Annotated in this window: 9 protein-coding genes and 2 riboswitches (1 of these 11 cut by a window edge); of the genes, 3 read left to right on the top strand and 6 right to left on the bottom strand. The window is 70.9% G+C overall.

Annotated features, from left to right (window positions below; genetic code table 11):
• The 4 genes from msrQ to OG2516_RS12410 form a co-directional block, all read right to left on the bottom strand.
• Positions 1-562, bottom strand: the 5' portion of a protein-coding gene (gene msrQ / locus OG2516_RS12425; protein ID WP_007256035.1) for a protein-methionine-sulfoxide reductase heme-binding subunit MsrQ. The gene continues 44 nt to the left of window position 1, outside the view; 562 of the gene's 606 nt are visible here — the first part of the coding sequence; its start codon is at positions 560-562; the stop codon falls past the left edge of the window.
• Positions 563-565: 3 nt separating this feature from the next.
• A complete protein-coding gene (msrP, locus tag OG2516_RS12420; RefSeq protein WP_007256034.1) occupies positions 566-1,468 on the bottom strand; it encodes a protein-methionine-sulfoxide reductase catalytic subunit MsrP in 903 nt (300 codons plus the stop codon).
• A 178-nt stretch (positions 1,469-1,646) separates the two neighbouring features.
• Positions 1,647-4,265, bottom strand: coding sequence for an ATP-dependent chaperone ClpB (gene clpB / locus OG2516_RS12415; protein WP_007256033.1), 2,619 nt, complete (start codon positions 4,263-4,265; stop codon positions 1,647-1,649).
• A gap of 128 nt (positions 4,266-4,393) precedes the next feature.
• A complete protein-coding gene (locus OG2516_RS12410; RefSeq protein ID WP_007256032.1) occupies positions 4,394-5,470 on the bottom strand; it encodes a WD40/YVTN/BNR-like repeat-containing protein in 1,077 nt (358 codons plus the stop codon).
• A 94-nt stretch (positions 5,471-5,564) separates the two neighbouring features.
• Between OG2516_RS12410 and pyrF the strand changes: the two genes are divergently transcribed.
• On the top strand, positions 5,565-6,299 hold the full coding sequence (gene pyrF, locus OG2516_RS12405; protein ID WP_007256031.1) for an orotidine-5'-phosphate decarboxylase: 735 nt from the start codon (positions 5,565-5,567) through the stop codon (positions 6,297-6,299).
• A 131-nt stretch (positions 6,300-6,430) separates the two neighbouring features.
• Positions 6,431-6,640 carry a hypothetical protein gene (locus OG2516_RS12400; RefSeq protein ID WP_007256030.1) on the top strand — a complete coding sequence of 70 codons (210 nt, stop codon included), beginning with the start codon at positions 6,431-6,433 and terminating at the stop codon, positions 6,638-6,640.
• 110 nt (positions 6,641-6,750) lie between these two features.
• Here OG2516_RS12400 and OG2516_RS12395 read toward each other — a convergent pair whose 3' ends face one another.
• Both OG2516_RS12395 and OG2516_RS12390 read right to left on the bottom strand, forming a co-directional pair.
• A complete protein-coding gene (locus OG2516_RS12395) occupies positions 6,751-7,986 on the bottom strand; it encodes a D-amino acid dehydrogenase (RefSeq protein WP_007256029.1) in 1,236 nt (411 codons plus the stop codon).
• A 37-nt stretch (positions 7,987-8,023) separates the two neighbouring features.
• Positions 8,024-8,118: riboswitch (glycine riboswitch) on the bottom strand.
• A 5-nt stretch (positions 8,119-8,123) separates the two neighbouring features.
• Positions 8,124-8,193, bottom strand: a riboswitch (glycine riboswitch).
• A 57-nt stretch (positions 8,194-8,250) separates the two neighbouring features.
• On the bottom strand, positions 8,251-9,438 hold the full coding sequence (locus OG2516_RS12390; protein WP_007256028.1) for a winged helix-turn-helix domain-containing protein: 1,188 nt from the start codon (positions 9,436-9,438) through the stop codon (positions 8,251-8,253).
• A gap of 84 nt (positions 9,439-9,522) precedes the next feature.
• On the opposite strand from OG2516_RS12390, the gene smpB reads away from it, so the two are divergent.
• Positions 9,523-9,993, top strand: a complete 471-nt coding sequence (smpB, locus tag OG2516_RS12385; RefSeq protein ID WP_007256027.1) for an SsrA-binding protein SmpB — start codon at positions 9,523-9,525, stop codon at positions 9,991-9,993.
• Positions 9,994-10,000: the final 7 nt, after the last annotated feature.

Here is a 10,000-nt window from a genome sequence, read left to right as displayed (position 1 = left end):
CCAGCAGCAGCGCCCCGATGAGCGCCGCATATATATAGGGCTCCAGCTCGAAGCCCTTCACCAGCCAGATGTAGTGCACCGCCGCCAGCAGCGCCGCCGGGTAGGCCAGCCGGTGCAGCCGCCGCCAGGCGGGCCCCAGCTTTCTGACGCTCCAGTTGTTGGACGTCGCCGCCAGCGGGATCAGCAGCACGAAGGCCGACATGCCGATCGTCACGTAGGGCCGCTTGAGGATGTCGGCCCAGACCCGCCCGAGCGTCTGCACGTCGAGCACCGCCCAGACGAGGAAGTGCGCCAGCACCAGGAAGAACGCCGTCACCCCGATCGCGCGGCGAAACCGGATCAGGCTCACCCCCGTCCACTTGCGCAGCGGCGTCACCGCGAGCCCCACGATCAGCAGCTTCAGCGCGAGATCGCCATAGGCCAGCTCGAGCGCCTCGACCGGGTCGGCCCCGAGCTGCCCGACGACGCCGTTGTAGAAGAGCCACCCGGCCCAGAGCGCCACCCCTATATAGAGGAGCCACGGCGGCACCCTCCGGAGCCATCGGTTGATCCGCGCCGCCATCGCTCAGAACTGCTCCTCGAGGTTCATGTAGGCATAGAGCGACGCCACCTCTTCCTCGTAGCCGTTGAACATCAGCGTCGGCTTGCGCGACGCGAACAGGCCGCCGCCGATCTCGCGCTCGCTGGCCTGGCTCCAGCGGGGGTGGTCCACGTAGGGATTGACGTTGCTGTAGAAGCCGTACTCGCGCGGGTTGATGATGTTCCACGTCGCAGGCGGCTCCTCGGCGACGAGGCTGATCCGCACGATCGACTTGATCGACTTGAAGCCATACTTCCACGGCACCACCAGCCGCAGCGGCGCGCCGTTCTGCCTGGGCATCGGCTCGCCGTAGATCCCCGTCGCGATCAGGGTGAGCGGGTGCATCGCCTCGTCCAGCCGCAGGCCCTCCACGTAGGGGAACGGGATCACGCGCCGGCGCACGCCGGGCATGTTGTCGGGCTGCACCGCCGTCTCGAAGGCGACGTAGCGCGCGCTCTCCTGCACGCCGAGCAGCGCCAGGATGTCGGCGAGCTCGACGCCGTTCCAGGGCACGACCATCGACCACGCCTCGACGCACCGGAACCGGTAGATGCGTTCCTCCGTCTCCAGCCCGTCCATCAGTTCGGCGAGGCTGTAGCGGCCGGGATTGTCGACGAGGCCGTCGACCTCGATGGTCCAGTCGGACAGGTCGAGCGCGTGGGCGTTGCGGGCCGGGTCGTTCTTGCCGGTGCCGAATTCGTAGAAGTTGTTGTAGCTGGTGATGTCCTCGAAGCTGTTCGGCTCCAGCGCTTCCTGCGCCGCCGCGCTGCCCCCGATCGGCCCGAGCCCGGCAGCCCCCAGACCCGCCAGCACCTTGCGGCGGTTCATCCAGATGCCCTTCGGCGTGACGTCGGCCGCGCCGAGCTTGTTGGTCCAACGGTGTGCCATCTACATCGCTCCTTCACTTCTGGCGGCCAAGGTAGCGCAGGACGACGGCACGGCCTCGTCACGATGACGCCAAGAGCCTGTAACGCCCGAGGCCTCAGGAGGACGTAAAAAAGGGGCGCCCCGTGGAGCGCCCCCCTCATCTCGGTGCACGTCATGTGCACGCCCGGTGCACGTCGGGTCAGTGCACGACAGCGTCGCCCGGCCGCGGCCGGCTGCTCGCGCCGACCCTGTCGCCGACGATCAGCCCATCGGCCCCGGCGCTGACCTGCACGACCGCCCCATCGGCGATGTCGCCCGCCAGCAGCATCTCGGCCAGCGGATCCTGCAGCGCCCGCTGGATCACCCGCTTGAGCGGCCGCGCCCCGAAGACCGGGTCGTAGCCCTCGTCGGCCAGCCACTTGCGCGCGCCCTCGTCGAGGGACAGCTCGATATTGCGGCCGACCAGCCGCTTCCTGAGCCGGGCGAGCTGGATCTCGACGATGCCGTCCATGTCCTCGCGGTCGAGCCGGTCGAAGATGACGGTCTCGTCCAGGCGGTTCAGGAACTCCGGGCGGAAGTGCGCCCGCACCGCGTCCATCACGTCGCGCTTGGCCTGGGCGGCGTCAGCGCCGTCGGGGAGCTGGCTCAGCGCCTGGCTGCCGAGGTTGGAGGTCAGCACGATCAGCGTCTGCTTGAAGTCGACCCGGTGGCCCTGGCCGTCGGTGAGCACGCCGTCGTCGAGCACCTGCAGCAGCACGTTGAACACGTCCGGGTGCGCCTTCTCGACCTCGTCGAACAGGATCACCTGGTAGGGCCGGCGCCGCACCGCCTCGGTCAGCACCCCGCCCTCGTCGTAGCCGACATAGCCCGGGGGCGCGCCGATCAGCCGGGCCACCGAATGCTTCTCCATGAACTCGCTCATGTCGATGCGCACCATGGCGTTGTCGTCGTCGAACAGGAACTCGGCGACGGCCTTGGTCAGCTCGGTCTTGCCGACGCCGGTGGGGCCGAGGAACAGGAACGAGCCGAGCGGGCGGTTCTCGTCGTTGAGCCCGGCCCGCGCCCGGCGCACCGCGTTGGCGACGGCCCGCACGGCGGCGTCCTGACCGATGACCCGCTGGTGCAGGCCATCCTCCATGCGCAGCAGCTTCTCGCGCTCGCCCTCGAGCATGCGGCTCGTGGGAATGCCGGTCCAGCGCTCGACGACCTGGGCGATCTGTTCGGGCCGCACGGCCTCCTCGACCATCACGTCGTCCTCGCCCGCGGCCTCGGCCTCGCCCAGCTGCTTCTCGAGCTGCGGGATGATGCCGTAGGACAGCTCGCCCGCCTTCGCGAGGTTGCCCTCCCGCTTGGCGATCTCGAGCTCGGCCCGTGCGCGGTCCAGCTTCTCCTTCATGTCGCGGCTGCTCTCCAGCTTGTCGCGCTCCGACTGCCACTTGGCGGTCATGTCGGCGCTCTTCTGCTGCAGCTCGCCCAGCTCCTTCTCAAGCCGCTCGAGCCGGTCGCGCGAGGCCTGGTCGTCCTCCTTCTTGAGCGCCTCGGCCTCGATCTGCAGCTGCAGGATCTGCCGGTCCAGCGCGTCGAGCTCCTCGGGCTTGCTGTCCACCTCCATCCGCAGCCGGCTCGCCGCCTCGTCGACGAGGTCGATCGCCTTGTCGGGCAGGAAGCGGTCGGTGATGTAGCGGTGGCTCAGCGTCGCCGCGGCGACGAGCGCCGAGTCGGAGATCCGCACGCCGTGGTGCAGCTCGTACTTCTCCTTGATGCCGCGCAGGATCGAGATCGTGTCCGGCACCGTCGGCTCGTCCACCTGCAAGGGCTGGAAGCGGCGGGCCAGCGCGGCATCCTTCTCGACGTACTTCCTGTACTCGTCGAGCGTGGTGGCGCCGACGCAGTGCAGCTCGCCGCGCGCGAGCGCGGGCTTGATCAGGTTGGCGGCGTCCATCGCGCCGTCGGTCTTGCCGGCGCCGACGAGGGTGTGCATCTCGTCGATGAACAGGATGATCTCGCCGGCCGCGCCGGTGACCTCCTGCAGCACCGCCTTGAGCCGCTCCTCGAACTCGCCGCGATACTTCGCGCCGGCGATCAGCGCGCCCATGTCGAGCGCGAGCAGCCGCTTGTTGCGCAAGGACTCGGGCACGTCGCCGTTGACGATGCGCAGCGCCAGGCCCTCGGCGATGGCGGTCTTGCCGACGCCGGGCTCGCCGATCAGCACGGGGTTGTTCTTGGTACGCCGGCTCAGCACCTGCATGGCGCGCCGGATCTCCTCGTCGCGCCCGATGATCGGGTCGATCTTGCCCTCGCGCGCCGCCTCGGTCAGGTCGCGGGCATACTTGCTCAGCGCCTCGTACTGCTGCTCGGCGCTCGCGCTGTCGGCGGTGCGGCCCTTGCGCAGGTCGTTGATCGCGGCGTTGAGCGCCTGCGCATTCACCGCGCCGGCCTCCAGCGCCTCGCGCGCCTTCGACTTCACGATCGCCAGCGCCGTCAGGATGCGCTCGACCGGCACGAAGCTGTCACCGGCCTTGGTGGCCAGCTTCGCGGCCTCGTCCATCACCCGCGCAGTGGCGTTGTCGAGGTAGACCTGGGCGCCGTCGCCGGTGACCTTCGGCAGCCGGCTCAGCGCGAGATCGTTCGCCTCGCGCACCCGCTCGGGCGCGCCGCCGGCACGGGCGATCAGGTTGGAAGCCAGCCCTTCCGGGTCGTCCATCAGCGCCTTCAGCACGTGTTCAGGGGTCAGTCTCTGGTGGGTCTCGCGGATCGCGATCGTCTGCGCGGCCTGAACCATGCCGCGCGAGCGTTCGGTGAACTTCTCCAAGTCCATCGGTCTTCTCCTTGTTCAAGCACCGGACCCTTCGGGCGCCCGCCAGGCAGCGCGCCCCTCGTCCGGCCTACCCGCAGGATGTGGGGGATCGCCCCCACCGGATCAAGGTTGCACACACAACATCGGCCTCAGTCGAGCACCAGCGTCTCCACCGAATGGATCACCGGCAGGTCGCGCGCGACGCAGGCCCAGCTGTCGCCTTCGTCGGCGCTGGCAAAGAGCGCGCCTGAGTTGGTGCCGAAATACACCCCCGCCGGGTCGAGCCGGTCCCGCGCCAGCGCCTGGCGCAGCACCGCGGCATAGCAATGCTCCTGCGGCAGCCCGTTGCGCAGGTCCTGCCAGCTGTTGCCGCGGTCGCGGGTGCGCCAGACCGCGGCGCGGGCGTCGGGCATGTAGCGGCCCTTCACGTCGCCGTTGAGCGGGATCAGCCAGGCGGTGTCGGGATCGCGCGGATGCACCGCCACCGGAAAGCCGAAGGTCGAGGGCAGCCCGGCATCCACCGCCCGCCACTCCTCGCCGCCGTCGTCGCTGACGAACATGCCGTTGTGGCCCTGCTGGTACATCACCGCGCCGCCAGGGGCGAGCGCCAGCCCGTGCACGCAATTGCCGAACTCGGGAAAGGATTCCTCCCCGGTCTGCCAGTCCAGCACCCGCACGCCATTGTTGCGGGTGCGCCAGCTCGCGCCGCCATCGTCGCTGTAGAAGGTGCCGGCCGAGGAGATCCCGACCCAGAGCCGGTCGGGGTCGCCGGGATCGGTGACGATGTGGTGCAGCGTCAGCCCGGCCCCGCCCGCCGGCCAGTCGGGCCGGGTAGGGTGCGCGCTCAGCCCCTCGACCGGCGCGAAGCTGGCGCCGCCGTCGGTGCTCTTGAACAGCGTCGCCGGCCGGGTGCCGGCCCAGAGCGCCCCGTGCGCCGCCGCCAGCGACCAGACCGAGTCGATCGGCGCGTCGTCGAGCGGCGCGATCCCTTCGGCCGAGCGGGTCCAGCTGGCGCCGAAGTCGTGCGAGGTCCAGACGTCGAGCCCGGCCCAGAGGTTGCCGCCGCCGGCGTGGATCGCCCCGGTCTCGGGATCGGCGATCACGTGGTTGATCGGCCAGGTGTCGCAATAGGGCCCGCGCAGGCGCCAGTCGCGCCGCTCGCCGTCGCTCTCGCAGATGAACACGCCCTTGCCCGTGCCGATCAGCAGCAGGACCCTCGCCCCCATCCTCGCCTCCCTGACTTCCCCGGGGGGAAGGTAGCACCTTGGCCCCGCCCTGTCGCTGCTTTAGACGGGGCCGCGAGCCGAAGGAGCCGCCCGCATGGACCACACCGCCCCGACCGCCGACGAGCGCCTGATCGTCGCCCTCGACGTCCCCGACGCGCTGTCGGGCCTGAAGCTGGTGGAGCGGATCGGCGACGCGGCCGGCTTCTACAAGATCGGTCTCGGCATGCTGACCGGCGGCGGGCTGGCGCTCGCCAACGAGCTGAAGCTCGAGCACGGCAAGCGCATCTTCCTCGACATGAAGCTGTTCGACATCGGCGCCACCGTCGAGGCGGCGGTGCGCGGACTGGCGCAGTTCGAGCTCGACTTCCTGACGGTGCATGGCGATCCGCACGTGGTGCGCGCCGCCAAGGAGGGCGCGGGCGCGTCGGGGATGCGGATCCTCGCGGTGACGGTGCTGACCTCGCTCGACCGCGACGACCTCGACGCCGGCCTGACCCGCGCCGGCGACGTCTCCGAGATCGTCGCCGAGCGCGCCGCGCGGGCGCTCGAGGCGGGGGCCGACGGCGTCATCGCCTCGCCGCAGGAGGCAAGCCGGATCCGGGCACTTCCCGAGGCGGAAGGCCGGCTGATCGTGACCCCGGGCGTGCGCCCCGTCGGCGCAGATCTCGGCGACCAGAAGCGCATCGCCACGCCCGCCGCCGCCATCGCCGCCGGGGCCGATCACGTGGTCGTCGGCCGCCCGATCTGGCGGGCCGACGATCCGCGCGGCGCGGCGCAGGCGATCGGCGCGGAGCTGCGCTCGCCGCAGGCCATGCGCGCCAACGGCTGAGGCCGAAGGAGAAAATGTGCAACCACCGCCGATAAGGTGAAACTTTTCGGTTGCGTTCCGCGTTACTGCATCAATCGGACGCCGAGGGATTCTCTTCAACCACCCCGGACGCCGCCCTTGAGGAGCAGAACATGGACAACGTCAGCTTCGGTGATATTCGCTACAACGCAGCCCTCGGCGCCTTCGAAGCCCGAGTCGACATCGCGCGCAACGGCCGGACCTTCCGCTACCCCTGCCGGATGAACGGCCCGCTCGACATGAACGCCTCCGACGTGCGCGCCGGGCTCGCCCGCCACGCCATGCGGATGTCCGACTCCGGCGACCTCCGCTCCGTCATCTGAATTCGGAACCCTGCCCGTCAGGTGTATCTCCGGCCGGTGCCTGTCCGGCCAGTCCCTCAGAGACCTGACCACCTCCAGCCCGGGCCTTGGCCCGGGCTTTTTTCGTGGCCTCACGCCGCCTTGCGCGGTGCGGCCGGGGCGGTGGCCCGCACCGGGTCGTCGGCCGCGATCCGGGTCGCGATCGCCTCGGCCGTCGCCGCGCCGAGGGTCCAGCCGAGGTGGCCGTGGCCGGTGTTGTAGTAGACCCCGGCCCGCCGCCCCGGCCCGACGCGGGGCATCATGTCGGGCATCATCTGCCGCAGCCCCGCCCACGGCACGCAGCTCTCCGTCGAGACCTCCGGGAAATGCTCCTCCACCCACCGCACCAGCGGACGGACCCGGTCGGCGCGGATGTCGCGGTTGGTGCCGTTGAACTCGGCCGTCCCGGCGACGCGGAAACGGCCGTCGCCGAGGCGCGAGGTGACGATCTTCGCCTTGTCGTCGAGCAGCGACACCCGCGGCGCGGCGGCCCGGCTCGCCGGGTCGTCGAGGTTGACGGTGATCGAGTAGCCCTTCACCGGGTAGACGTTGACCCGGTCGCCGAGCTGCCGCGCGATCGCCCGCGAGCCGACGCCGGCGCAGACGACGATTCCGTCGTGAAGCGCGTCTCCCACCCGCACACCGCCTGCGACAGCCGCGACGTCGCCGATCTCCGTCCCGAGCCGGAAGCGAACCCCCTGCCCCTCGAGCCACCGGGCCAGCCCGATGGTGAACTTGTGGATGTCGCCGGTGCTGTCGCTCTCGGTCCAGTAGCCGCCGAGGATGTCGCCGTGCAGCCGCGGCTCGATCCTGCGCACCTCGTCCGCCGATAGCTCGCGCCGCGCCAGCCCGCCCTCGGCGAGCATCGCCGTCACCTTGCGGGCATGGGCGAAGTCGGCGCGGGTCTTGTAGAAGTGCAGGATGCCGGCACGCGAGAAGTCGAAGTCGAGCGCCGCGCGCTCCGCCATCTCGGCGAGGCCGGTGCGGGCGGCGATGGCCAGGCGCGCCGTCGCGACGGTGTTGCGGCGGTAGCGCGGGATCGCGGCGAGGAATTCGGCCATCCAGCTCAGCTTGTGCCACGACGGCACCGGGCTCACCGACAGCGGCGCGTCGGCCGTCAGCATCCAGCGCAGCCCCTTCAGCACCGTCGACCACTGGGTCCACGTCTCGGAATTGGAGGCGGAGAGCTGACCGCCGTTGGCGAAGCTCGTCTCCATTGCCGGGTAGCGGTGGCGGTCGTAGACGGTGACGTCGTAGCCGCGCGCGTGAAGGGCGTAGGCGGTGGTGACGCCGGTGATACCGGCGCCGAGGATCGCGTAGTGGGCCATCGGGCATGCTCCCGCTGCGGGCGGCGACGCGCCACCCGATGCCCCCTCCGTCGTGGGCCTGAGAGATTCGCCGCGCGTGCTGCGGCTTGCTCCTTCGGCGGGGTCAGAGACCCACTCTTCGGAGTGTTGCGGCCCGTCCGGTCCCTTGTGCCTGAGAGTTTACCGGGGCGGTTGCTCCTTCGGCGGCGGGTGTCCGCGCTCTCCCGGCGCGGGCCGTTTCCTATAGGAAACTCCTCTAGCGCCCAGCGCGCCGGCTGGCAACGGTTATCGCCGCCAGTCCGGCGCGAAGACGATCTCGCCGCACCCGCCGAGCCGCGCGATCCGCTCGAGCTCCGCCCGCAGCCGCGCCTCTCGCCCCCGTCCGAGCGGCGCGCCGGGCTCGGGCCAGAAGGCGGCGACGGCGAGCCGGCCGGCCTCGCGCTTCATGTCGATGCGCCCGATCAGCCGCGCGCCCTCCATCACCGGGAACACGTAGTAGCCGTAGCTCCGCTGCGGCGCGGGAACGAAGATCTCGATGCGGTAGGCAAAGCCGAACAGCCGCTCCGCCCGCGCCCTGTCGCGCAGCGCCGGATCGAACGGCGACAGCACCCGCACCCGCCCGCCGGTCTCGGGCGCCGCCTCGTCGGGCAGACCGGGGCGGGCGAGCGCGCGGCGGTGGCTGCCGTCGGCGCTCTCGATGTCGACCTCGATCAGCGCCCCCGACGCCAGCCCGCGCTTCGCCCAGTCCGCCGCCTCGGCCGGACGGGCGATGTCGAAGAACTTCCACGCCTCGCCGGGGGTGGCGAAGCCGAGCCGGTCGAGCGCCGCGTCGAGCGCCCAGTCGATCGTCTCGGCCTCGTCGGTGCGCCGGTTCAGCCATTCGGGCGGGATCACCCGCTCGGTCAGGTCGTAGACCTTGCGGAAGCTCTCGCGCCGGGTGATCGACAGCTCGCCGGCGCGCCAGAGGTACTCCAGCGCCGCCTTCGACGGATGCCACTCCCACCAGCCGCCCGAGCCGTTGCCGCCCTCCGCGCCCCGCGCCTCGGCGGCGGTGACGGGGCCGGTGTCGGCGACGCGTCGCAGCACCTCGTCGAAGCGCGCGCGGTAATCCTCCCCCTGCAAGCGTGCCCAGCGCCGGTCCATGCGGGCGCGGTGACGGGCGAAGTTGTGCCGCCAGTGCGGGAAGAACTCGACGGGAACGATGGCGGCGTCGTGGGTCCAGTGCTCGAACACCCGCCGCGCCTCGAGCAACGGCGGCAGCGCCGCGGGCCGGTAGCGCTGGCGGCGACTCCACAGGATCAGGTCGTGCGCCCGTGCCAGCGTGTTGACGCTGTCGACCTGCACGAAGCCCAGCGCCGCGACGACGCCGGCGAGGTCGTCCCCCCGCGCGGGCCCCGCCGGTGCGCCGGAGAGCAGGTGGCGGCCGAGGAAGATGCGGCGGGCGGTGGCGTTGTCGATCAGCGGGCGGGTCATCGCCGCCGAGTGAACACCGCCCGCCCGGCGGTGAAAAGGGCGCATCCGCTGGACGCAGCCCGCGCGAGCGCCTATCTGGGGCCGATGGCCAAGAGTGACGGAAACAAGAACTACAAGGTGGTCGCCGAGAACCGGCGGGCGCGCTACGATTACGCCATCGAGGACGATCTCGAGGTCGGCATCGTGCTGACCGGCTCCGAGGTGAAGTCGCTGCGCACCGGCCAGTCCAACATCGCCGACAGTTACGCCGAGGTCGACGGCGGCGAGCTCTGGCTCACCAACGCCTACATCGCCCCCTACACCCAGGCGATGTTCCCCCACGAGGAACGCCGTCGGCGCAAGCTGCTGGCGAGCAAGCGCGAGGTCGCCCGGCTCTGGAACGCCACCCAGCGCCAGGGCATGACGCTGGTGCCGCTGGTGATGTACTTCAACGACCGCGGCATCGTGAAGCTCAAGGTCGCGACGGCCAAGGGCAAGAAGACCCAGGACAAGCGCGCCACCGAGGCCAAGCGCGACTGGTCGCGCCAGAAGCAGCGGCTGCTGAAGGAGCACTGACCGGCCG

This window comes from Oceanicola granulosus HTCC2516 (assembly GCF_000153305.1).
GTDB lineage: Bacteria > Pseudomonadota > Alphaproteobacteria > Rhodobacterales > Rhodobacteraceae > Oceanicola > Oceanicola granulosus.
This window is presented reverse-complemented; position numbering and strand designations above follow the sequence as displayed.